Genomic DNA, 24306 nt, shown 5'->3' on the forward strand with positions numbered 1-24306 from the left:
CGCGCCGTTCAGCCGTCGGTCGATTGTGGAACGGCCGGCGTGGTGATCGGCGCCGACGCGCCAGTGGGGTCCTGCTGTCCGTTGACGGTCGCCCGGACGCGGATGGTGTCGTACGCCGCCGGCACCGGATCCGTCGTGGTGAACGGCTCGCCCGACACCGGGTCCGTGTCGGTGCACAGCCCCGAGGCGCCACCGATGCAGTAGCTGACGTCGTAGCCGCTGGGCGCGAGCCGACCGTCGTTGTCCGGGGCGTTCACGACGGGCGCCTGGCCCTGCACGGCGCTCGCGATGGTCGCACGCGTGGTGAAGGGCTGGACGGACACGGGGTCGCTCGTGCTGCAGTAGTCGTCCGACGCCGTCGCGCAGGCCACCAACCGGATGGCCGCCTGGTCACCGTACCCGGTGCCGGTCGACCACGTGTCCCCGGTCAGCGGCACCGCCGAGCCACCGTTCACGGTGTAGGCGTAGTGGTCCACGCGACTGCTGGCCGAGGACACCCCGCTGATCCGGATCTGCCAGTTCGGCGAGGTCGGGTCCACCTGCTCGACGTCGACGCTGCCCGTCGGCGTCGCCGGCGGCGCGTAGCTCGTGACGCTCGTCGGGGCGCTGGCGCTGCAGAAACGGCCGTTGTCGGCGTACGCGACGTACTGGTAGTCGCCGTCGCCGCTGATCGTGTCGGTGTCGGTGGCTCCGAACGTCGCACCAGCTCCCGTCGGCGGGCAACCGGACGGGATCGCGGCGCCCGGATCGAACCGGGCGATCGTCAGGCGCGTGGCCGTGCCTCCGGCCCAGTCGGCCTCCGCGGAGGACAGCCGCACCGTGGTCCGTCCTTGGCCGTCGGGGCTGCCCGTGGCCGAGAGCGACGGGGTTGCCGGCTGACCGACGGCCGTCGCGGCGGCGGACGTCCGCTCGTTCCAGTCCGCGGTCGAGAGGACGAGGGCCGCGTTCCGCGCCGACACGGTGGCGGTGTACTGGCCGCCCGGCTGCAGGCCGTCGAACGAGGTGGACGTGGTCGCCGCGCCGACCGTCTGCGCCTGCGTGCCGGACGGCCCCTCGAGGGTGACGACGTAGTTCGCGACCGCGGACCCCGTGCCCGGTCGTGGGACGGCCGCCCACTGCACGACGAGCCGACGTGGCGTCTCCTTGGCCGGCGTGACCGTCACCGAGGCCGGGGCCGCCGGGATGAAGTCGTCGCTCATCACGGCGCTCGCCCCGGACGGCTTCGAGCTGCCGGCCGCGTTCACCGCGGTGACGGTGAACGTGTACCGCTCCTGCGGATCGAGGTCGGTGAGCGTGCAGACGGTGCTCGCACCGCAGTCGTGCGTCGCGGTGCGGCCGCCCGAGGTCCGGCTGGTCACGCGGTAGTCCGAGATGGCGGCGTTGTTGGCCGCCGGTGCGTTCCAGGTGAGCGACAACGACCCACCCTGGTACGTCCCCGTCCTGGTGGGCACGGAGGGCTGCTCCGGGACGTCCTGGACCGACACGGTGACGTCGCCCCAGACGTACCGGTCGCGGTCGTTCGTCGCGTCCGCGACCTCGTACTGCAGGTGGGTGTCGACGGGGCGAGCGGACGCGGCCACCCGGAGCGTCAGGCGCGCACGGTCGGCGCTCGGGGTGATCGACACGCCCGCGGGGACGCCGCCGGACAGTCCGCGGATCGCGACCACCCGCAGGGGCCGACCGGGGAACGGGTTGGTCGCGGCGTCGTTCGCCAGGACGTCGACGTCGGCGGTCTGTCCACGCTTGACGACGGCGCGGTCCGCGGCCGGCTGCACGAGCGGACGGGTCGACGCCACGACCTCCACCGCGATCGTGCCGCTGCGACCCGCCGCACTCCGGTCGGCGACGCCGACGCCGACGGACGCCGTCGAGCCCTTGGTCGCGTCGTCGTCGACCGCGAGCGTCATCCGCTGCCCGCTGATCGTCGCCGTGACGCCGCTGGCGGGGCGGCTCACGACGTCGTAGCGCAGCTCGCCGAGGTCCTTCGGGTAGGGGTAGTCCGTCAGCCTCGTGAGGTCCACCGTCCGGCGGTCACCCGGCTGCAGCTCGATCGTGCTCCCGGTGAACGACGGCGGCTGGTTGGTGCGCGGGGTCACCTTGATCGGCAGGACGAGCGTCGCCACGCGGCCCTTGCCTCCGTTCGCGTCGGAACCGTCGGTGACCTCGAACGAGATCGAGGCGTTCCCGTAGTAGAGCTTGGCGGAGGTGAACGACAGGGTGGTCGGGTCGACGACGAGGTCGGCCCCGTTCGCATGGGTCGCCTTGACGGTGCTCGGGTCGGTCACGTGCGCGACGGCGCCGTTGGCCGTCACCACGTACTTCGACAGCGGGATCTGGACCGTCGACTCGCTTCGCACCGTGATCGCCGGGGCGGTGCGGTCGATCTGCGGCAGCGCGTCGTCGAGTCCGGGCACGTGCACGAACGCGTACGAGACGACGTCCGGATGGTCGCGACGCGCGACGGAGAACGGGATGATCCGGGACCGGGCCGTCACCGGGACCACGATCCGGCCCGACCGCGTGACCCGCGCGCCGTCCGCGTAGCCGCGGACGAGCCCGACGCGGAGGTCCGCGGTCGAGCCCTCGGCGAAGAACGTGTTCGCGAGGACGTCGACGGAGACCGCCTTGCGATGGAGGATGTCGACGAGGTCGAGGGTGGAGTCCGAGACCTCCGGCCGGAGCGGTGCGGCGTTCCGGTCGACGGTGACGGTGAGGAAGGCCGTGCTCGCACCGCCGTCGTCGTTCGCGACGGTGTAGAGGACCGCGAAGTCGCCGCGTCGGGCCGCCGGCGGGGGCGTGACCTTGACCTCCTGGTGCCGCAACACACGGGCCTCGAGACCGGGACCGTTCGGCTCGGCTCGCGTGACCCGCAGGTCACCGCCGTCCGGATCGGAGTCGTTCTCGAGGACCCGGACGGTCACGCTGCCGCCCGGCCGGATGGTGACGTGGTCCGCCTGGGCGACCGGGTTCGACGCCTGGTCCGCCCGCGGCGCGATGCCGACGCGGATGGTCCCGGTCGCACGGGCGCCCAGGGCGTCGACCACCGTGTAGGTGAACTGGTCCGTCCCTGCGGAGTAGTCCCCCGCCGCGTAGTCGAGCGTGGACGCGGTGACGTCGCTGACGGAGCCCTTGTCCGGATTCGACGCGACTCCGACGAGCTGGACGGAGTCGCCGTCCGGGTCGATCCCCGACAGCGGCACGGTCACCCGCACCGTCTGCCCCGCCACCGCCCGGGCCGTGATCGTGTCCGGGACCGGTGCGGCGTTCGTGGCGGCGTCCCGCTCGCGCACGGCGATCGAGACGACGGCGTCCGCGTGTTGGCCGTCCGGTCCGTCCACGCGGTACACCGCCGTGTAGTTGCCAGGGGTGTCGGGGGCGAGGTACCGGAGGGTTTCTCCCGACACGAACAGCAGACCGGCACCGGCCGGCAGGTTCTGCACCAGGTCCGGCTCGAGCGTCAACGGCTCTCCGTCCGGCTGCGTGTCGTTCGCGAGCACGTCGATCGTCGCCACGTCGCCGACGCGGACGGTCGCGCTGTCGGGCTGGGCGACGGGTGGTTGGACGTGGTCCGGCTCGGGGACCTCGATGACGGTCACCGTGCCGGTGCTCGACGCGAGCCCGTTGGTCTCGGTGTAGGTGAAGGTCACGGGCCCGGAGAGCGGAGCGATCAGCGTCACCCGGACGGTGTGCTGGTCGAGCACGGTGGCCTGCACGCCGCTGCCGCCGTCGACCCCGCTGAGTCCCGTGACGAGCAGGACGCCCCCCGCCGGGTCGATGTCGGTGGCCGTGACGTCCGTGTCCTTCGTGGAGAGCGTGTCCACGAAGACCGTCTTCGGCGTCGTGATGGGCGCGGTCGAGGCGTCCGGCGCCGCCTCGACGGTGACGCGGACGACTCCGGTGGCGGTCTTGGTGCCGTCGGTCACGGTGTAGGCGAGCAGGTGGTCGCCCGGTACGGCGCTCGACACGACGAAGGTGCCCGCGTCGTAGCTCGGCGTCAGCGTGGTCCTGGCCACCGCCGGGACGCTGGTCAGGGTCACCGTGCCGTTGCCGCCGCGCACGTGGTCGAGCGGGTGCACCGTCAGGGGTTCACCCGCGTACGCCTGCACCGCGAACGAATCCGCGGACAGGGGCGCCTTGCCCTGTGCGTCCACGTCGACCGTGAGGGTCCCCCGTCCTTGCAGGCGCCCGTCGCTCACGACCAGCTGCACGGTGCGCTCGCCGGTGCGACCGGAGTGGTCGGTCACGTCCACGACCCCGTCGGGCGTCGTGGTCACGGTGTCGCCGTCCGGCGCGGAGGCAGAGGCCAGGTAGACGGGGTCGCCGTCGGGGTCGACCCAGTCCGACAGCACGTTCGTCGAGACCGTGCCGGCACGGACGACGACGGCGTGGGTGTCGCGGACCTGCACGGGAGCGCCGTTCTGCGCGGGGGTCTTCACGGTGACGCTCACGGTCGCCGAGGCGGTGCCGCCGTTGCCGTCGCTGATCTCGTAGCGGAAGCGGACCGTGCCCGTCGCTCGCGGCGAGAGGGTGATCTGGAGCTGTTGCCGCTCGTCGATGCGGGCGAGCGTCCCCGTCGTACGATCGATGCTGCCGAGGTCCTCGATGACGATCGGGTCCCCGTTGGGGTCGTAGTCGTTGAGGAGCACCGGCAGGACCGTCGTCCGGCCCGGCCGCGCACCGAGGACGTCGTCGGTGGCGACAGGCGGCTTCTGCTCGGTGTCCGCGGCCGCGTCGTCGGACGAGGCCTGTCGTTGCTGCCGGTCGTCCTGCTTCTGGATCAGGTCGCCCCAGTTGTCGATGAGCTGCCCGCTCCGGTCGATCGCCCAGGTGCGCCCGGACTCCGGGTCGTTGGCCACGACCGTGTCGCCGTTGTGCTGCACGGTGAGTGCCGCCCCCGACGGCACCGACTCGAGTCGTTGCACGGCTCGACCGTCGCACGTGTCCACGGCCTGGCCCCCGCTCCACGCGCCGAACGTGCACGAGCTGTCGACGTAGGGGCGCGCGGGCGTGCCGGAGACGCCGAGGCGCACCGCCGTCACCCCGCCCGAGGGTGAGACCCGCAGGAGCCCGGCAGCACTCGCCACGGTCACCGCGGTTCCGGACGACGAGGACCGTTGGAGGGTCGCCCGACCGCTCACCCGGTCGCCGAGGGCGACGCGCCGGCCGTCGATCGCGAGCACGGAACTCGTGCGGTCCAACACGGCCAGGTGGTCGCCGACCACCGCGGTCTGGAGGTCGTGCTTCCGGGACATCGCGACGTCGAACGTCCGTCGGACGCTCAGGGACGTCCCCACCGCGACGAGCGACGCGGTGCCGGTGCGGGGCGAGTAGACGGCCACGTCGGAGTCATCGGCATCGAACACGGCGTCGGCACCGAGGGTGAGGTCGGCCTTCGTGGCGGTGTCGAACGCACCGATCGCGTCGGCGGGGGTCGCCCACAACTGCCCGGTGTCACCGTTGCCGATCACCCCCGTGCCGCCGGCCAGGAACACCTGCGGGGATCCCGAGGGCAACGTGACCGGATCCCCGAGGGTGGCGTCGGCGACGTCCACCCGCGTGAGCGTGCCCTTCGTCTCGTCGACACTCCACACCCGGTGGCCTCGCTGCACCACCGCGAGGGTGTCCGAGGCGGCCGCGACCGCCGTGTTGAGCTGGAGCACGCCGGTGTTCGCGCGGCCGACCGCTCCGTACTGTCCGCTCGGGACCCACACGGTCCCGTCGCCGAGGTCCACCCGCTGCGTGTGGTAGCCGCTCGACACGATCGCGGTGGTGGCGACGACGACCATCACCACGAACGCGACGATCGTGGTGATGAGCACCGAGCGGTGCCGTCGCAGTACGACGCGCAGCACCTAGTCGTCCCCGATGGTGACGCACTTCTGGGCGCTCTGGTCGCCGTTCTTGCCGTCCCGGTTGACCGCGACGGCGACGCATTCCTCGTCGCCCCGCTTGCCCGAGACGACGAAGCTCCGCCCGGTCTGCTGGCTCGTGCCGCCGTTCGAACTGATGACGTACGTGTCACCGGCGCGTGTGCCCGGGTCACCCCAGCGGAACGTGACGGTCGTGCCGACGGTCGTCGCCCGGATGTCCGAAACGGTCGGGATCGATCCCGAGCCGGTCCGGGTCAGCACCAGCGTCGCCGACACGGCGACCACGGCGACCACGACGGCGGCCAGGGCCGCCCACAGCAGGGTCGACCGCGACCGCCGGCCGACCCGGGCCGTCGACGCGCTGCGGTGCACCGTGCCGACGCTCCGGGACGCCGTGGTCGTGAGCCCGCCGCGCGGGGACTGCCGCGCACGGCGCCGACGGCCACCGGCGACCGGCGCGGCGACGTTGCGGAGCATGGTGCGGTCCGTGGCGTCACCGACCGACGCCATCGCCCAGTTCTCGACCTCGACCTCGGCCGGAGTCTGCGGGAGACCGAGTTCTGCCTCCACCTGTTGGAGTCCGCGGACGAACTCGATCGCCGTCGCGGGCCGCTGTTCCGGGCGTCGGGACATCGCCGCCGCGAGGAGCCGCTCGAGCGACGGGGGGACGTCGGGCCGCCCGGTCGGCTTCGGCGTGCCCTTGTCGATGCGGCCCATGAGGTCGTCCGCACCGTTCGCGCCACCAGGTACCTCGAAGGGGCTCCGGCCGGCGAGCAACGAGTACACCGTCGCGGCGAGCGAGTAGACCTCGGACTGCACCGAACCGCGGGACTCGTCCATGAGCACCTCGGGCGCGGACCAGGGGATCGACATCCCGATCGGTTCGTCCGGGTCGGCCTCGCCGATGGAAGCGGCGATACCGAAGTCCGACAGCACCGGGCTGCCGTACGCGGTGCGGAGGATGTTGGAGGGCTTGACGTCGCGGTGCAGGACGCCCTCGCGGTGCGCGGTCTCGAGGGCGGACCCGACGCGGACACCGATCGCGAGGACCTCGGACACCGGGACCGGGTCCCGACGGTAGCGCTCGCTCAACGACGCCGAGCAGAGCTCCATCACGAGGTACGGCCGACCGTCGGCCGCCACGCTGGCCTGGAGCACCGTCAGGATCGACGGGTGGGTGCTGAGCCGCGCCATGAGGTTCGCCTCGGACTGGAACGACTGCCGCACCCGGTCGTCGACGACCTCGTCGAGGAGGACCTTGACCGCGACCTGGCGACGCGGCATGTTCTGCTCGTACAGGAACACGTCGGCGAACCCGCCCGATCCCAGGACGTGCACGTACGTGAAGCCGGGGAGCACGGGTGGCGTGGACGGCAGGCGGCGGGCCATGACCTCTCCTTACGACCACGTGCTCCGAGCGCGACCGCGATCCGGCCCGCAACCCCTCGATTCTACGGAGCGGTCCCGGCGTCGTCGGTCGGTCTGTGGACAACTGCACGGCGTCGGCACCCCAGTTCGGGGGTGGTGACGGACCTCAGGCGGACCGGTGGCGGGGCAAGGTGTCCTCGACGTCGTCGGCGTGCGGCGCGGCGTCGACCTGCAGGACCACGACCGTCACGTTGTCGCGGCCACCGGCGACGATCGCGTCACCCACCAGGCGCTCGGCGAGCTGCTGCGGGTCGTCCACCTTCGCCGCGATCCGGGAGATCCCCACGTCGCCGATCTCCTTTGTGAGACCGTCGGAGCAGATGATGTAGCGGTCACCCGCGTGCAGCGGCAGCGTCCAGAAGTCGGGCTCCGGCGTCTCGCCGAACCCGACCGCGCGCGTGATGACGTTGCTGTCCGGGTGGGACTCGGCGTCCTCGGCGCGGAGCAGCCCGGCATCCACCATCTCCTGGACCACCGAGTGGTCGACGGTCACCCGTCGCATCGCGCCGTTCTCGACACGGTAGGTCCGGGAGTCCCCGACGTTGAACACGAGCGCCGCGGGGACGCCCCCTGCCGCGATGATCGCGACGCCCGTCACGGTGGTGCCGGCACCGATCGCGTTGCCCCCGGCCGCGCGCTCGATGTCCGAGGTCGCGCGCACGAGCGCGGCCTGGATCGCGTCCTCCGAGGCGAAGACGTCGCGGAGCGCCCCGAGACGACGGACCACCGCGTCGCTCGCCCGGTCCCCCGCGAGGTGGCCGCCCATGCCGTCCGCCACGACGAAGAACGGCGACTCGACGAGGTAGCTGTCCTCGTTGTGGTCGCGACGCCGACCGACGTCGGTCGCGGCCCCCCACGAGAGCGTGAGGGCACCGCCGTCCGCACCGGGCAGGGCCAGGGAGTGCGCCGACGTCGGTCGGCCGAGTTCCGTCACGGGTGGGTCGCTCTCAGTCGTGGTGTCGTGGGATCGGTGGGAGGTCGAGGGGGTCACCGGCCAGACCGCCGCGGGTCGCTTCCGGGATGCGGAGGTGACGGGACAGGATCTCGACGGTGTTGCCGTCCCCGATGTCCACCACCGTACCGGTGAGCACGACGATCGCGGCACCGGAGGGCATGCGGAACGGACGGGCACCGGGGGCACGCACGACCGTGCCGTTCGTGGACGCGAGGTCCTCCACGACGACGGCGGTTCCCTCAGCGCGGACGGCGAGGTGCGAGCCCGAGACCTCACCGTGCCGGGAGGGCACGGTGACGAGCAGCGGCCGCGCGGTGAGCGGCACCCGCGGTGGTGCGGGACGACGACCGATGACCACCGGCCGGTCGAGCCGGACGACCTGTTCGCCGACCCGGATCGCCGGGACGCGCCCGGACTCGACGCCGTCGGTGCCCGGATGCGGCGACCCGGTCGTGGTCGACCCTGCCGTGGGCCGCGCCGGACCGCCGTCGTCACGGGCGTGCCGCACGTGGGGATGCGGCGGGGACGGCCGCGTCACCGGACGTCCGAGGATGGTGTCGTCGTCCTCGCCCATGTCCACCTCCCCGGATCGGTCGTTCCACCGTAGTCGACCGTGCTCCCCTGCCCGCGAGGGGCTGCACTCGTCACACTGTCGCGGGTTCGAGGGTCTCCGCCACGAGGTCCCATCCGTCGGACGTCCGATCGAGCCCGATCCCGACCGTCCGAGCCCAGTCGGCGAGGTCCGACATGGACCCCGGCTCGATCTGAGCCCGACCGAGTGCGGAGACGAGCCGGCCCTTCGCGGTCTTGTTCCAGTGGTTCAGCGCGCGGCGACGGCCGTCCGTCCCCTCCGACACGACGCGGAGCCGGACCGATCCGGACACCGGCCCGAGCGCACGGTACCCCTCGGAACGGAGGTCGAGCACGACGCCGTCGACTCCGCGCGATCCGAGCGCCCGCGCGGTCGACCCCGGCCACACGCTCCCCAGGCGGAGGTTCCCCAGCCGCGCGTCGTGGGACAGGCGGTAGGCCGGGATCGGATCACCAGCCGCGATGGGACCGAACATCGCGGACTGCACGATCACGTGTCGGTGCCACCACTCGCGGACCGCCGGCGGCGCGGAGGACGCGTCGAGTGGGTCGTACAGGACACCCGTGTACCGCTCCACGGCCGGGAGGGTCGGCGCACCCTCCAGGGAGAGGTTGCGGAGACGCTCCCCCACGGATCGCGGACCGAGTCGCAGCGCGTACCGCGCCGACTCGTCGTCAGAACTGACGGAGCGGGCCGCGGCGATCACCGCGACCCGCTCACTGGTCAGTTCCGGGAACGACAGCGCACCGAGGTCGAAGGGGCGCGTGTCGTCACCGCCCTCCCGCTTGGTCTCCGACGGCGGGAGGAGGATCGTCAGTCCGCTCAGGCCCGTCCTCCGGTGGACGCGAGGGCGGCCTGGCGCGCCACGATCGTGACGGTGTCGTGTTCGACCGACAGGAAGCCGTCTTCGGCGTCCGCGTGGACGGTGCTCCCGTCGGCGCGCGAGATCCGCACCTGCCCCTGCGCGAGGATGGCGAGCATGGGCTCGTGCCCCGCGAGGACACCGATCTGCCCCTCGGTCGTCCGGGCCACGACCATGGTGGCGTCGCCCGTCCAGACCTCTTGGTCGGCCGACACGACGCTCACGGTGAGACCGGCCATGATCAGCGGTTCTCCTTCTGGATCTGCGCCCACTTCTCCTCGACGTCGGAGATCGCACCGACGTTGAAGAACGCCTGCACGGCGACGTGGTCGAACTCGCCGTCCGCGATGGCGCGGAACGACTCGATCGTGTCCTTGAGCGGGACGGTGGAGCCCTCGACGCCCGTGAACTTCTTCGCCATGTAGGTGTTCTGCGAGAGGAACTGCTGGATCCGACGAGCACGCTCGACGGTGATCTTGTCCTCTTCGGAGAGCTCGTCCACACCGAGGATCGCGATGATCTCCTGCAGCTCCTTGTTCTTCTGGAGGATCTGCTTGACGCGGGTCGCGGTCTCGTAGTGGTCCTGGCCCAGGTAGCGCGGGTCGAGGATGCGCGAGGTCGACGCGAGCGGGTCGACCGCCGGGTACAGGCCCTGCGACGCGATCTCACGCGAGAGCTCCGTCGTCGCGTCGAGGTGTGCGAACGTCGTGGCCGGCGCCGGGTCGGTGTAGTCGTCGGCCGGCACGTAGATCGCCTGGAGCGAGGTGATCGAGTGGCCCCGCGTCGAGGTGATGCGCTCCTGGAGCACCCCCATCTCGTCGGCGAGGTTCGGCTGGTAGCCCACCGCGGACGGCATGCGACCGAGCAGCGTCGAGACCTCGGAGCCCGCCTGCGTGAAGCGGAAGATGTTGTCGATGAACAGCAGCACGTCCTGCCGCTGGACGTCGCGGAAGTACTCGGCCATGGTCAGGGCCGACAGCGCCACGCGGAGGCGCGTTCCCGGCGGCTCGTCCATCTGGCCGAACACCAGGGCGGTCTTGTCGAAGACCCCGGCCTCGTCCATCTCGCCGATGAGGTCGTTGCCCTCACGGGTGCGCTCACCGACGCCTGCGAACACCGACACACCGCCGTGGTCCTGGGCGACGCGCTGGATCATCTCCTGGATGAGGACGGTCTTGCCGACACCCGCACCACCGAACAGGCCGATCTTGCCACCCTGCACGTACGGGGTGAGGAGGTCGATGACCTTGATGCCCGTCTCGAACATCGTGGTCTTCGACTCGAGCTGGTCGAACGCCGGGGCCTTGCGATGGATGGGCCAGCGCTCGGTGATCTCGATGTGCTCACCGGGCTGGGCGTTGAGGATGTTCCCCGTGACGTCGAACACCTTGCCCTTGGTGACGTCACCGACCGGCACCGAGATCGGCGCACCGGTGTCGCGGACCTCCTGGCCGCGGACGAGGCCGTCCGTCGGCTTGAGGGCGATCGCGCGCACCAGGTCGTCGCCGAGGTGCTGGGCGACCTCGAGCGTGATCTCCTGCTGGTTCTCGCCGAGCGTGATCGTCGTGTGGAGCGCGTTGTAGATGTCGGGGATCGCGTCGTGCGGGAACTCGATGTCGACGACGGGGCCCGTGACGCGGGCGATCCGGCCGACGCCGGGTGCCGACGACGACTCGACCGCGATGGTGGCGGTGTCGGTCATGGCTGGTGCCTTCCTGGGGATGGTTTCTGACCCTGGTGGGGTTACTTCTTGGTGCCGGAGAGCGCGTCGGCACCGCCGACGATCTCGGAGATCTGCTGCGTGATCTCGGCCTGACGCGCGTTGTTCGCGAGCCGCGTGAAGTCGCGGATCAGCGAGTCCGCGTTGTCACTGGCGGACTTCATCGCGCGCTGGCGAGCAGCGTGCTCCGAGGCGGCGGACTGCAGCATCGCGTTGAAGATGCGGCTTTCGATGTAGACGGGCAACAGGGCGTCGAGGACTGCGTCCGCGTCCGGCTCGAACTCGTACAGCGGGAGCGGAGCGTCGTCCGCCGGAGCGTCGACTCCCTCGACCACCTCGAGCGGCAGCAGTCGCACGACCTGCGGCTCCTGGGTCACGAGGCTCACGAACCGGTTGAACACGATGTGGATCTCGTCCACACCGCCCTCGGACGTCTCCTGCAGGAACTTGCCGACGACCGCGTCGCCGATCTCCTTGGCCGTCGAGAAGGACGGCTGGTCCGTCCCGCCGATCCACTGCCGCTCCGAGTCACGCTGGCGGAACGAGAAGTACCCGACCGACTTCCGGCCCACGAGGTAGTAGACGACGTCCTTGCCCTCGCTGCGCAGCAGCGACGCGAGCTCCTCGGTCTGCTTCAGCACGTTCGAGCTGAACGCGCCGTTCAGCCCGCGGTCCGACGTGAACACGACGATCGCGGCACGCGTCGAGCTGGCCGGTTCGGTCGTCAGCACGTGCTCGACGTTCGAGAAGGTGGCCACGGCGGACACGGCACGCGTCACGGCCCGCGAGTACGGGCCGGACGCGGCCATGCGGGCCTGCGCCTTCTGGATCCGCGACGCGGAGATCAGCTCCATGGCGCGGGTGACCTTCTTGGTCGTCTGCGCCGAGCGGATGCGCTGCCGGTAGACCCGGAGTTGTGCTCCCATTGCTGTCCGTTCTTGTTCGGGAGGTGGAGTTCGTCAGGACGCGCGGACCCGGAGGTCAGCGGCGTCCGCGGACGATCTGCTCCTGATCGACGTCGTCGGCGTCCGCAGCGGCGAACTGCTCGTTCCCGACCGAGGCGAGCGTCTTGCCCTCGCCCGTCTGGAACCCCTTCTTGAAGTCGTCGATCGCGGCACCGAGCGCCGAGATCGTGTCGTCGTCGAGGACGTTCGTCTCGCGCAGCGTGTCGAGGATCGACGTGTTGCGCTTCAGGTGGTCGAGCAACTCGGCCTCGAACCGGAGGACGTCCGACACCGGGACCTCGTCGAGCTTGCCGTTGGTGCCGGCCCAGATCGAGACGACCTGGTCCTCGACGGGGTACGGCGAGTACTGCGGCTGCTTGAGGAGCTCGGTGAGCCGGGCTCCGCGGTCGAGCTGACGACGCGAGGCCTGGTCGAGGTCCGAAGCGAACATCGCGAAGGCCTCAAGCGCCCGGTACTGGGCGAGTTCGAGCTTGAGCGTCCCGGAGACCTTCTTGATCGACTTGACCTGGGCGTCGCCCCCGACGCGCGACACCGAGATGCCCACGTCGACCGCCGGACGCTGGTTCGCGTTGAACAGGTCCGACTGCAGGAAGATCTGCCCGTCCGTGATCGAGATCACGTTCGTCGGGATGTAGGCCGAGACGTCGTTGGCACGCGTCTCGATGATGGGCAGGCCCGTCATCGAACCGGCACCGAGCTCGTCGGACAGCTTCGCGCAACGCTCGAGGAGCCGGGAGTGCAGGTAGAAGACGTCACCCGGGTAGGCCTCGCGCCCCGGCGGACGACGGAGGAGGAGGGACACCGCGCGGTAGGCCTCGGCCTGCTTCGACAGGTCGTCGAAGATGATGAGGACGTGCTTGCCGCCGTACATCCAGTGCTGACCGATAGCCGAGCCGGTGTACGGGGCGAGGTACTTGAAGCCCGCGGGGTCGGAGGCGGGGGCGGCGACGATGGTGGTGTACTCCATCGCGCCGGCGTCCTCGAGCGCACCCTTGACGGAGGCGATCGTCGAACCCTTCTGGCCGATCGCGACGTAGATGCAGCGCACCTGCTTGTCGACGTCGCCAGACTCCCAGTTGGCCTTCTGGTTGATGATCGTGTCGATCGCGATGGCCGTCTTGCCGGTCTGGCGGTCGCCGATGATGAGCTGACGCTGACCGCGGCCGATCGGGATCATGGCGTCGATGGCCTTGATGCCGGTCTGCATCGGCTCGTGCACCGACTTGCGGGCCATGACGCCCGGAGCCTGGAGCTCGAGGGCGCGGCGGCCCTCCGACGCGATCTCGCCGAGGCCGTCGAGCGGGGTGCCGAGCGGGTCCACGACGCGCCCGAGGTACCCGTCGCCGACGGGGACGGAGAGCACCTCGCCGGTGCGGGTGACTTCCTGGCCCTCTTCGACGCCGGCGAACTCGCCGAGCACGATGACGCCGATCTCGTCCTCGTCGAGGTTCTGAGCGAGGCCGAGCGTGCCGTCCGCGAAGCGGATCAGCTCGTTGGCCATGACGCCGGGGAGGCCCTCGACGTGGGCGATGCCGTCGGCTGCGTCGATCACGTGACCGACCTCGGCCGTGGAGGCCTTCGTCGGCTCGTAGTTCGAGACGAAGTCCTTCAGGGCATCACGGATCTCATCGGGGCTGATGGTGATGTCTGCCATGGGGATATTCCTTGTTGGTTTTCGAGACCGGTGGCCCCGAGGTGTGTGTGCCCGTTCGAGTCGGACCTCGACGGCCCCACCCTGGTTCATCTCGGACGCGTTGCTGCTGACCGTGTGGTGTCGAGGGTACGTCCTGCCCCCGACCTCGTGCTCAACCGGCGAACTCGAGACGCAACTGCTGGAGCCGCGTGTTGACGGTGCCGTCGATGACGTCGCCGCCGACCTGGACCCGGATGCCGCCGACGACGGTGGGGTCCACGACCTCGTTCAAGTTGATCGTGCGCCCGTACCGGTTGGCGAGCGTCCGGCCGAGGCGATCCCGCTGCTCGTGCTCGAGCGGTGCGGCGCTGATCACCACGGCGACGACCTGGTCCGCCTCCGCAGCGACGATCTCGGACGCGGCCCGCACGATCTCACCGATCCGGCGACCGCGCGGCTGCTGCACGAGGGCCGACAGGATCGCGATGGTCTGCGCCGAGGCCTTGCCGTCGAGCAGTCGCTCCACCAGTGCGGCCTTCTGCTCGGGGCTCCCGAGCTTCGTGCCGAGTGCGAGCTCGAGGTCGGCATCGGAACGGACGGCGGTCTCGAACGTGAAGAGCTCGCGCTCGATCGACGTCTCGGGTCCGGCACTGCGCGCGAGAGCGCGGATGCCCGCGTCCTCGATGCCCGCGAGGAGGTCCCGGTGCGACGACCACCGCTCCGCGACGACCGCCGAGAGCACCGCGCGGACCGCGTCCGAGCGCGACGCGAACACCCGCTGGACGAGCGCACGCTTGCCGTCCGCGTCCGCCGTGGCGTCGCCGAACACACCGAGGAGCTGGGGAGCGCCGGCGATGGTCCGGCCCGCCGAGAGGATCTCGACACCGGCGGACAGGTCCGCGGCGTCTCCGAGCTCCGCGAGGGTCTCGCGGACGGCCTCGAGTGCGGTCCTGGTGGCGCTACGCATCCTCAGTGCTCCGTTCCGGCCTCGGACCGCGCGGACGACGCCTCGAGGTCGGCGAGGAACCGATCGACCACCGCGGCGGCCTTCGCGTCGTCCTTGAGGGACTCGCCGATGACACCGGACGCGAGGTCGATCGCGAGCGACCCGACCTCGGAGCGCAGCGACTGCACGGCGCTCGCACGCTCGGCCTCGATCTGGGCCTGCGCGTTCGCGGTGATACGCGCGGCGTCGGCCGCGGCCTGCTCGCGGACCTCGTTGCCGATCGCGGTCGCGTCGGCACGGGCCTGCTCACGGATGCGCGCGGCCTCGGCACGGGCGTCGGCGAGCTGCTTGTTGTACTCGTCGAGCGCGGCGACGGCCTGCTGCTGGGCTGCCTCGGCCTTCTTGATGCCGCCCTCGATGGCCTCCGTGCGCTCGTCGAGCATCTTCGTGATGCGCGGCGTGACGACACGCCAGAACACGATGAAGATGATGATGAACGCGACGAGCGACCAGAGGATGTCATACGTCTCGGGGAGGAGCGGGTTGTGCGTCTCCCCGGCCGCGGTGATCAGTGCGTTCTGCATCGGGAGCCTTACGCGAAGATGTAGTACGTGGCGATGCCGATGAAGGCGAGCGCCTCGGTGAAGGCGATACCGATGTACATCAGGGTCGTCAGGCGGCCCTGGAGCTCGGGCTGGCGGGCGACCGACTCGATCGTCTTGCCCACCACGATGCCGACGCCGATGGCCGGGCCGATCGCCGCGAGGCCGTAGCCAACCGTCGCGATGTTGCCGTTGATTGCCGCGAGAACGGTCGTTGCGTCCACGTGTTTTCCTTCCTGGGGGTCGGTCCCGGCGGACGCCGGGACCGGAGTGAGGTTCGTTAGTGCTCGTCAGCCAGCGCGAGCTGGATGTACACAGCGGTGAGGAGCATGAAGACGTAGGCCTGGAGGAGCGCCACCAGGATCTCGAAGAAGCTGAACGCGATCCCGAACGCGAGCGTCCCGATCCCGAAGACCTTGAACAGGCCGTGCGACTCGAAGAAGAAGAACCACGTCGCCGAGAAGAACAGGACGAGCAGCAGGTGCCCGACGACCATGTTCATGAGGAGTCGCAGCGTGAGCGTGATCGGCCGGAGCACGAACGTCGAGACGAACTCGATCGGCGTCACGATGATGTACAGGTACCAGGGCACACCGGGCGGGAACAGCGCGTTCCGGAGGAACGTCCCGGCGTGCTTCCGGAGTCCGGCGTAGATGAACGCGATGTAGGCGATCACCGCGAGCAATGCCGGCATCGCGATGCGGCTGGTGCCCTGCAGGTTGAGACCCGGGATGAGTCCGCTGAGGTTCATGAACAGCACGCCGAAGAAGATCGAGGCGAGCAGCGGCAGGTAACGCCGACCCTCGCGCTCGCCCAGGTTGTCGAACGCGTTGCGCCGCACGACGTCGAAGCCGTACTCGATCATCGCCTGCCCACGGTTCGGGACGAGCTTGAGCGCCCGGGTCCCGGCGAAGGCGAACACGAGCAGCACAGCGACCGCGATGAACCGGATGATGACGAGCCGGTCGATCTCGATCGGGGTTCCCGCGAAGAAGATCGGGTCGGGGAAGAACTCGTTGATCGAGGGACCCTGGAACGTCGCGGCGTCACTGCTCCCCGCCGCGACGGTCGAACCCGCAGCGGTGAGGGACAGGGGAAGAGCGTGGGATAGCAGCGCTGTCTCCTGTGTCGAGCGCGCAATGAGCACGCGGAGGTGGACTGAGTGGAGGCGATCCGATCGGAGCAACGGGGCTCGGCGACACGGACTTCCAGAAGCCTATCAGGTGTGGGAGCCTTCTCGGTCTCTCAGGCGCGAGGGTCCGACCGGCCGTCGCGACCTCCCGGCAGCGGCACGTCGATGGGCACACGAGCGCGCGCGACCGCCGAGACGTCGATGACGAGGCTCCCGACGATGCCGACGATGATCGCGACCGCCATGACGACGCGGTCCACCCAGTCCTGGTCCCGCAGGACGGCGAGGATCACCACGAACAGGATGAACTTGACGAGCCAGGTGCCCATCACGATGCCGAAGAAGGCACCGCTGATCATCTGCCCGCGGGAGACCCGGAGCGCGACGAGCACGCTCGCGGCCGTCAGGCCCAGGAACACCACGCTCATCACGGCGCCGACGAGACCACCGGCCAGGCCGGGACCACCCGCGACGAGGAGCCCGACGACGCCGCCGACGACGGCGAGGACGACCGCGAGCACGGCTCCCTGGACGAGGATCCGGCGGAAGACCGGGCGGACGTGGTCGAGCGCGTTCGGCGCGGGGGTGCTCATCAGCGGGACTCTCCGGTGGTCGGTCGGCGCGGCGCTGGCGCCGCGTCCGGGATGGTGCGGGCGCCGTCGCGGCGGGACGCGGCGCGGTCGAGGGGATCGAGGGCCGGGTCGACCGGGACCTCGCCACCCGCCGCGCTCTGGGCGACGATCTCGGCGCGTTTCCTGCCGAGGGGCGCGAACGTGACGACGGCGCACACGAGGAAACCGACCGTCACGAACGCGAGCACCCAGTACCAGGGCAGGAACAGGAACAGCAGGCCCCCGACGGCCACGACGGCGGTCCAGCCGTAGAAGATGAGCACCGCGTGGAAGTGCGAGTGTCCCATGTCGAGCAGCCGGTGGTGGAGGTGCTTGCGGTCGGCCGAGAACGGGGACTTCCCCGCGCTCACCCGGCGGAACACCGCGAGTCCGAAGTCGAGCATGGGCACGACGAGGATCGCGAAGGGCAGCAGGATCGGGATGAACACCGGGAGCAGCTGCGTCCGCGTGTGCACCGCCGCGGGGTCGATGTTGCCCGTGAGCGACACCGCGCTCGTCGCCATGAGGAACCCGACGAGCAGCGCTCCGGCGTCACCCATGAACAGCTTGGCGGGATGCCAGTTGAGCAGCAGGAAGCCGAAGCAGGCACCGACGAGGACCGCGGTCAGGAGGGACGGCAGGTTGAAGAAGAACTCGGTCTGCACGACGATGCGGTTCACGAAGAAGCTGTACAGGAAGAACACGCCGCCGCCGATGATCGCGACGCCCGCGACCAGCCCGTCGAGACCGTCGATGAAGTTGACGGCGTTCATGACGAGGACCACCGCGAGCACCGTGAAGATGAGCGACATGTAGCTCGAGCCGACCGTGAGCGAGTTGCCGATCGGGAGCGACACGATCGCGACGCCCTGCCAGGCGAGGATGCCCGCCGCGATGATCTGGCCGGCGAGCTTCGTCATCCAGTCGAGGTCCCAGATGTCGTCGGCGACCCCGAGCACGACGATGATCGTGGCGCCCGCCAGGACCGCCAGGACACGACCGGGCTCGGCGAACACGAGCCGGAAGTAGTCGACGCCCGCGATGTGCGGGAACACGAACCACGCGCACAGCAGCGACACGATGATCCCGAGGAACATCGCGATCCCGCCGAGGCGCGGGGTCGGCGTCCGGTGCACGTCACGCTCGCGGACCTTCGGGTACCACCGGTACCGCATCCCGAGCTTCCACACGACCCAGCTCAGCCCGAAGCTCACGGCGGCCGCGATGGCCCCGGCGAGCAGGTAGTACCTCATGTGACGAGGTCGCCACCGGCGACGCGCTCGATCTCTGCGTCGGGGATCACCCCGTGCCGGACGATGCGGAGCCCGCCCCCGGTCGCGAGACCGGTCGCGTCGACGATGGTCGAGCCGGTCGAGGCCGCGACGCCCTCGTGCGGGGCGAGCCGGCCACCGTCGAGGTACACCGCGACGCTGTCCCCGAGCATGGCCTCGGCCTCGTCGACGTCCATCGCGGCGGGCACGCCCGTGGCGTTGGCGCTCGACACCGCGAGCGGACCGACCTCGTGCAGGAGCTCGAGCGCGATGCGCTGGTCCGGCATGCGCAGCGCGACGGTGCCCCGGGTCTCGCCGAGGTCCCAGTCGAGCGACGGCTGCGCCGGGAGGATGACCGTGAGGCCGCCCGGCCAGAACTCCGCGACGAGGTCACGCACGACCTCCGGGACCTCGGCTGCGAGGGCGTCCAGCGTGGCGATCCCCGGGATGAGGACGGGTGGCGGCGACTGCCGCGTGCGGCCCTTGGCGTCGAGCAGGCGCTGCACGGCCTTCGCCGAGAAGGCGTCGGCCGCGAGACCGTAGACGGTGTCGGTGGGGACGACGACGAGCTCCCCGCGACCGAGCGCGGCCCGTGCGAGCCGCATGCCGGTCAGGAGTCCGTCAGCATCGGAGCAGTCGTGTCGGGAGGCCATGGCCCGCCCATGATAGTGCGGGAGGATGGAGGCATCGTGGACCGCCAACACCCTGTCTCCGGCGCGTCCTCGCACGCGACCGCCCCGGCACCGTCGCTCCTGTTCCTGTTCGACATGGACGACGTCCTCTACCGGTACGACTGGCGCACCCGGATGGCGGGCATGACGGCGCTCACCGGGCACGACCTCGACGAGCTGCGCCGACGGTGGTGGAACGACGAGGGTGAGTGGCGGGCCGAGGCAGGACACTGGCCGGACGGCGACTCGTACCTCGCGGCGCTCGAGACCGCGCTCGGGTGCCGCGTCCCCGAGCAGGAGTGGTCACGGATCCGCGGCTCGGCGATGACCCCGATCCCCCGCGCCCTCGACGCCGTCCGGATCGCCGCCCAGGCCGGGCGCGTCGCGCTGCTCACGAACAACGGCCCTCTCGCGGCCCGGCACATCGCGCGTTGGGCACCCGAACTGCCCGCGCTGTTCGGCGAGCACCTGAACACCTCGAGCGACTTCGGTGCCCGCAAGCCCGACCCCGAGGTCTTCCGCAGCGCCCTCCGTCACCACGGCGTGCCCGCCGTCCGCACGTTCTTCGCCGACGACCGGGTCGAGAACGTCGAGGGCGCGCGGCGCGTCGGCATCACCGCCGTCCACGTCACGCCCGACACGGACCTCGTCGCCGCCGTCGCCGCGTTCGTCGCCGAGCACGGCCGGCGGGGAGGCCCGGAGCAGCAGGACTAACGGGTCGCGGTGGTCGTGCGGTCCCGACCGGTGAGGTCCTGGTGGGTCTCCGGACGCCGGAACCCCTCGGCAGCGAGCACGTCCCGCACTGCCGCCCCCTGGTGCTCCGCGTGTTCGACGACGAGTGCGCCGCCGGGCACGAGCAACCGGCGGGCCGTCCGGGCGAGCGCACGGACGGCGTCGAGACCGTCCGGGCCTCCGTAGAGCGCGACCGCCGGGTCGTGGTCCCGGACCTCGGGATCACGAGGCACGGCGTCGTCCGGCACGTAGGGCGGGTTCGACACGACGACGTGCACGGTCCCGTCGAGGTCGGGCACCGCGTCGGCGAGGTCGCCCTCGACGAGCCGGACCGTCCCGCCGTGGGCGTCGATGTTCCGGCGCGTCCAGGGCAGCGCCTCGGGTGACCGCTCGACGGCGACGACCCGGGCGGTCGGGACCTCGGTGGCGACCGCGAGGGCGATGGCGCCGCTCCCCGACCCGAGGTCGACCACGACGGGCCCCGCGACGGCCGTGGCCCGCGCCGCGTCGATCGCGAACTGCGCGACGGACTCGGTCTCCGGACGGGGCACGAACACCCCCGGGCCGACCGCGAGCGTCAGCGCACGGAAGTGGGCCTCGCCCGTGATGTGCTGCAGCGGTTCGCGGGTCCGTCGACGCGCCACGGCCAGCCGGAAGGCCGCGACGTGCGCCGGCTGGACGAGACCGCCGGTGACCGCGCGGGCGAGCACCGCCCCGCGCGACGTCGTGGTCGCCCACACGAGCAGCAGCTCGGCGTCGACGTCCGGGGACGGCACACCGGCCGCGGCCAACGCGGCCGCCGCTTCCCGCAGGAGGCGATCCGCCGGGAACGCGCCGTCGGCCTCGGTCGACTGCCGGGCCTCCCCGTCGGAGCGCCCGCCCGGGGTGCTCACGCCGTCTGGTCCCCGATGTCGGCCAGGCGCGCCTCCTCGTCCATGCGGATGCAGGACTCGATCACGGGCTCGAGGGCGCCGTCCATCACCCGGTCGAGGTCGTACGACTTGTACCCGGTGCGGTGGTCCGCGATCCGGTTCTCGGGGAAGTTGTACGTCCGGATGCGCTCGGAGCGGTCCATGCCGCGGATCTGCGACCGACGGGCGTCGGAGGCCGCGGCGTCGAGTTCCTCCTGCTGCCGCGCGAGGATCCGCGCGCGGAGGACGCGCATGGCGGCCTCGCGGTTCTGCAGCTGCGACTTCTCGTTCTGCATCGACACGACGATGCCCGTCGGCAGGTGCGTGATGCGGACCGCGGAGTCCGTCGTGTTCACGGACTGACCGCCGGGGCCGGAGGACCGGTACACGTCGATCTTGAGGTCGCTCTGGTTGATCTCGACCTCTTCGGGCTCGTCGACCTCGGGGAACACGAGCACCCCGGTCGTCGACGTGTGGATGCGGCCCTGCGACTCGGTCGCCGGCACGCGCTGCACGCGGTGCACGCCGCCCTCGTACTTGAGGTGCGCCCAGACGCCCTGGGACGGGTCCGTCGCGTTCGACTTGATCGCCACCTGGACGTCCTTGAACCCACCGAGGTCGGACTCGGTGCGTTCGAGGAGCTCCGTCTTCCAGCCCTTGGACTCGGCGTAGTGGGTGTACATGCGCAGGAGGTCGGCCGCGAACAGCGCGCTCTCGGCGCCGCCCTCGCCGCCCTTGATCTCCATGATGACGTCACGGCCGTCGTCCGGGTCGCGCGGGATGAGGAGCCGCCGCAGACGCTCCTGCGTCGCCTGCAGGTGCTCCTCGAGCGCGGGGACCTCCTCGGCGAACGCGTCGTCCTCGCGCGCGAGCTCGCGGGCGGCGGCGAGGTCCTCCCCCGCCGCCTCCCACGCCTCGTACGCCGACGTGATCTGGCTGAGCTCCGCGTATCGACGGTTGATCTTCTTGGCCCTGGCCGCGTCCGCGTGGACGGCGGGATCCGACAGCTGACGCGTCAGGTCCTCGTGTTCGGCCAGCAGCACCGCCACCGACTCGAACACCCGTTACTCCTGGTGGCCGTTGTGGCCGCTCGTCGCGGGCACCGACTTCTGGACCTGGACGAGGAACTCGACGTTCGACTGCGTCTCACGCAGGTTCCGCAGCACGATCTCGAGCGCCTGCTGCGGATCGAGACCGGCGAGCGCCCGACGGAGCCGCCAGGTGATCTTGACCTCGTCGTTCGAGAGCAGCATCTCCTCGCGACGCGTGCCCGACGCGTTCACGTCGACCGCAGGGAAGATCCGCTTGTCCGCCAGGTGGCGGTTCAGCCGGAGCTCCATGTTGCCGGTGCCCTTGAACTCCTCGAAGATCACCTCGTCCATCTTCGACCCCGTCTCGACGAGCGCGGTGGCGAGGATGGTGAGCGAGCCGCCGTTCTCGATGTTCCGTGCCGCGCCGAAGAACCGCTTGGGCGGGTACAGCGCCGACGAGTCGACACCGCCGGAGAGGATCCGGCCCGACGCCGGGGTCGCGAGGTTGTACGCGCGGCCGAGGCGGGTGATCGAGTCGAGCAGCACGACGACGTCGTGACCGAGCTCCACGAGCCGCTTCGCCCGCTCGATGGCGAGCTCGGCGACGGTCGTGTGGTCCTCGGCGGGACGGTCGAACGTCGAGGCGATGACCTCGCCCTTGACCGTGCGCTGCATGTCGGTGACCTCTTCGGGACGCTCGTCGACGAGCACGACCATGAGGTGGACCTCGGGGTTGTTCTTCGAGATGGCGTTCGCGATGGCCTGCAGCGCGACCGTCTTACCCGCCTTCGGCGGCGAGACGATGAGGCCGCGCTGGCCCTTGCCGATCGGCGACACGAGGTCGATGATCCGGGTCGAGAGCTTGCCCGGCTCGGTCTCGAGGCGCAGGCGCTCCTGCGGGTAGAGCGGGGTGAGGTCCCCGAACTCGACCCGCGCGGCGGCCTCGTCGACCGTCTGGCCGTTCACGGAGTCGACCTTGACGAGCGCGTTGTACTTCTGGCGGCCCTGGTGGTCGTTCTCGCGCGGCTGCTTGATCGCGCCCACGACGGCGTCGCCCTTGCGCAGGTGGTACTTCTTCACCTGTCCGAGGGACACGTACACGTCGCTCGGCCCGGCGAGGTACCCCGTGGTCCGCACGAACGCGTAGTTGTCGAGGACGTCGAGGATGCCCGCGATCGGGATGAGGACGTCGTCCTCGGTGATCTCCGGCTCGAAGTCGTCGCCCTGACCGCCGCGCCCGCGCTTGCGGTCGCGCTGGCGTCGGGAGCGGGACTCCTCCTGCTGCTGCTCCTGCTGGCTGCCGCGACCGTTGCCGCCCTGGCCCTTGGCCTGGTCGCGCTGGCCGTTCTGCTGCCCCTGGTCACCCTGGGAACGGGCCTGCTCCTGCTGGCCCCGGCCCTGCTGCTGCTCCGCACCCCGGCCGGCACCGTTCTGGCCGCCACCGTTCTGGCCGGCACCGTTCTGGCCGCCACCGTTCTGGCCGGCCGCGTTCTGGCCGGCCGCGTTCTGGCCGGCGCCGTTCTGGCCCGCCGTCGTGCCGCCGTTCTGCGCGTCGGCGTTCTGGCCGCCACCGTTCTGGCCGCCACCGTTCTGGCCCTCTGCGCCGTTGCGGTCACGGTTGCGCCCACGACCACGGCTACGGCGACCGCGGCGTTCGCCCTGCCCGTCACCCTGGCCGTCGGCCTGAGCGTCGGCGCCGGCCTGCTCGGACGGCTGGCGGTCGGTGCCCTGCGGCTCGTCCGGCGAGCCGGTGCCGCCCTGCTCGACGATGTCGGCGGTGTCGGCCTCCACCGCGGATCCGGCGTCGGCCGGGGCGGTCGTCGTCGGGGCCTCGGTCCCAGCGGCCGGGTCCTGGCTGGTGGCACGGCGACGACGCCGCGGCGTGCCCTCCTGCTGGGCGTCGCGCTCGGCGCGGACGGCGTCGAGTCCGGCGAGGAGGTCCTCGGTGCCGGTGTGGCCGGCGTTGGCGTGGGTGCCGGCGGGCGTGGGCTCGGTCGAGACCGTGCCGCCGCTCGTGGCTCGACGCGACCGCCCGCGACCGGTGGCGACGGCACCGGCCGGGGCGAGGTCGGCGCTGTCCGTGACCTCGGCGCCCGCGTCGTGGTGCTCGTGGCGGGCCGGCGCGGCGGTCTCGGAGACGGCGGCGGCCTCGCTGCCGGTGGCCGACTCGGGCTCGCCCGTCGGGTGCACCTCGGTCGGTGCCGACTCGGCGCGCTTGTCCTCGATCGCGGCGATGAGGTCGCCCTTGCGGAGCTTGGAGAGGCTGCCGATGCCGAGGCCGGCGGCGATGCGCTGGAGCTCCGGGAGGCGGAGTGCCCGCAGGTCGGCTGTGGTGTCCGCCGCGGAGCCCGCAGCGGTGGTGACGTCGGTCAAG

Annotated in this window: 20 protein-coding genes; 1 reads left to right on the plus strand and 19 read right to left on the minus strand. The window is 71.1% G+C overall.

What is annotated here, in order from left to right:
* Nucleotides 1-8: 8 nt before the first annotated feature.
* From DEI94_RS09050 to DEI94_RS09125, 16 genes are all read right to left on the minus strand, one after another.
* The gene (locus DEI94_RS09050) at nucleotides 9-5852 is read right to left on the minus strand and encodes an Ig-like domain-containing protein (protein ID WP_111025661.1); all 5844 of its coding nucleotides are present in this window, start codon (nucleotides 5850-5852) and stop codon (nucleotides 9-11) included.
* A complete protein-coding gene (locus DEI94_RS09055) occupies nucleotides 5853-7259 on the minus strand; it encodes a serine/threonine-protein kinase (RefSeq protein ID WP_111013231.1) in 1407 nt (468 codons plus the stop codon).
* Nucleotides 7260-7404: 145 nt separating this feature from the next.
* Nucleotides 7405-8232, minus strand: coding sequence for a PP2C family protein-serine/threonine phosphatase (locus DEI94_RS09060; protein WP_111009188.1), 828 nt, complete (start codon nucleotides 8230-8232; stop codon nucleotides 7405-7407).
* Between the two features lie 13 nt (nucleotides 8233-8245).
* On the minus strand, nucleotides 8246-8827 hold the full coding sequence (locus DEI94_RS09065) for an FHA domain-containing protein (RefSeq protein WP_111025662.1): 582 nt from the start codon (nucleotides 8825-8827) through the stop codon (nucleotides 8246-8248).
* A 70-nt stretch (nucleotides 8828-8897) separates the two neighbouring features.
* Entirely contained in the window at nucleotides 8898-9671 is a 774-nt protein-coding gene (locus tag DEI94_RS09070) for a YaaA family protein (protein ID WP_111025718.1), read from the minus strand.
* Complete coding sequence (locus DEI94_RS09075; RefSeq protein ID WP_111009190.1) at nucleotides 9668-9946, minus strand: F0F1 ATP synthase subunit epsilon; 279 nt, start codon at nucleotides 9944-9946, stop codon at nucleotides 9668-9670. The genes DEI94_RS09070 and DEI94_RS09075 overlap by 4 nt, the downstream gene beginning before the upstream one ends.
* Before the next feature lie 2 nt (nucleotides 9947-9948).
* On the minus strand, nucleotides 9949-11409 hold the full coding sequence (atpD, locus tag DEI94_RS09080; protein ID WP_111009191.1) for a F0F1 ATP synthase subunit beta: 1461 nt from the start codon (nucleotides 11407-11409) through the stop codon (nucleotides 9949-9951).
* A gap of 41 nt (nucleotides 11410-11450) precedes the next feature.
* Nucleotides 11451-12353 (minus strand): F0F1 ATP synthase subunit gamma, encoded by a 903-nt coding sequence (locus DEI94_RS09085; protein ID WP_111013230.1) that lies wholly within the window; start codon nucleotides 12351-12353, stop codon nucleotides 11451-11453.
* 55 nt (nucleotides 12354-12408) lie between these two features.
* On the minus strand, nucleotides 12409-14046 hold the full coding sequence (gene atpA / locus DEI94_RS09090; protein ID WP_111009193.1) for a F0F1 ATP synthase subunit alpha: 1638 nt from the start codon (nucleotides 14044-14046) through the stop codon (nucleotides 12409-12411).
* Nucleotides 14047-14197: 151 nt separating this feature from the next.
* On the minus strand, nucleotides 14198-14992 hold the full coding sequence (locus tag DEI94_RS09095) for a F0F1 ATP synthase subunit delta (RefSeq protein WP_111013229.1): 795 nt from the start codon (nucleotides 14990-14992) through the stop codon (nucleotides 14198-14200).
* A 2-nt stretch (nucleotides 14993-14994) separates the two neighbouring features.
* A complete protein-coding gene (locus DEI94_RS09100) occupies nucleotides 14995-15555 on the minus strand; it encodes a F0F1 ATP synthase subunit B (protein WP_111009195.1) in 561 nt (186 codons plus the stop codon).
* An 8-nt stretch (nucleotides 15556-15563) separates the two neighbouring features.
* Nucleotides 15564-15797 carry an ATP synthase F0 subunit C gene (gene atpE, locus DEI94_RS09105; protein WP_092096151.1) on the minus strand — a complete coding sequence of 78 codons (234 nt, stop codon included), beginning with the start codon at nucleotides 15795-15797 and terminating at the stop codon, nucleotides 15564-15566.
* Between the two features lie 56 nt (nucleotides 15798-15853).
* On the minus strand, nucleotides 15854-16714 hold the full coding sequence (gene atpB, locus DEI94_RS09110; RefSeq protein ID WP_111025719.1) for a F0F1 ATP synthase subunit A: 861 nt from the start codon (nucleotides 16712-16714) through the stop codon (nucleotides 15854-15856).
* 104 nt (nucleotides 16715-16818) lie between these two features.
* Nucleotides 16819-17298 carry a Cg1360 family ATP-synthase-associated protein gene (locus DEI94_RS09115; protein WP_111025663.1) on the minus strand — a complete coding sequence of 160 codons (480 nt, stop codon included), beginning with the start codon at nucleotides 17296-17298 and terminating at the stop codon, nucleotides 16819-16821.
* Nucleotides 17298-18569, minus strand: a complete 1272-nt coding sequence (locus DEI94_RS09120; RefSeq protein WP_111009197.1) for an MraY family glycosyltransferase — start codon at nucleotides 18567-18569, stop codon at nucleotides 17298-17300. Before DEI94_RS09120 ends, DEI94_RS09115 begins: the two co-directional genes overlap by 1 nt.
* A complete protein-coding gene (locus DEI94_RS09125; RefSeq protein WP_111009198.1) occupies nucleotides 18566-19240 on the minus strand; it encodes an L-threonylcarbamoyladenylate synthase in 675 nt (224 codons plus the stop codon). Before DEI94_RS09125 ends, DEI94_RS09120 begins: the two co-directional genes overlap by 4 nt.
* A 36-nt stretch (nucleotides 19241-19276) precedes the next feature.
* On the opposite strand from DEI94_RS09125, the gene DEI94_RS09130 reads away from it, so the two are divergent.
* On the plus strand, nucleotides 19277-19972 hold the full coding sequence (locus DEI94_RS09130) for an HAD family hydrolase (protein WP_258377929.1): 696 nt from the start codon (nucleotides 19277-19279) through the stop codon (nucleotides 19970-19972).
* Here the strand turns inward: DEI94_RS09130 and prmC are convergent.
* From prmC to rho, 3 genes are all read right to left on the minus strand, one after another.
* Nucleotides 19969-20802 (minus strand): peptide chain release factor N(5)-glutamine methyltransferase, encoded by an 834-nt coding sequence (gene prmC / locus DEI94_RS09135; protein WP_181441713.1) that lies wholly within the window; start codon nucleotides 20800-20802, stop codon nucleotides 19969-19971. The genes DEI94_RS09130 and prmC overlap by 4 nt on opposite strands.
* A 77-nt stretch (nucleotides 20803-20879) precedes the next feature.
* Complete coding sequence (gene prfA, locus DEI94_RS09140) at nucleotides 20880-21962, minus strand: peptide chain release factor 1 (protein ID WP_111025666.1); 1083 nt, start codon at nucleotides 21960-21962, stop codon at nucleotides 20880-20882.
* 3 nt (nucleotides 21963-21965) lie between these two features.
* Nucleotides 21966-24305: a transcription termination factor Rho gene (rho, locus tag DEI94_RS09145; protein WP_111025667.1), complete on the minus strand. Its 2340-nt coding sequence runs from the start codon at nucleotides 24303-24305 to the stop codon at nucleotides 21966-21968.
* Nucleotide 24306: the final 1 nt, after the last annotated feature.

The sequence above is a fragment of the Curtobacterium sp. MCBD17_040 genome (genome assembly GCF_003234805.2).
Taxonomy (GTDB): domain Bacteria; phylum Actinomycetota; class Actinomycetes; order Actinomycetales; family Microbacteriaceae; genus Curtobacterium.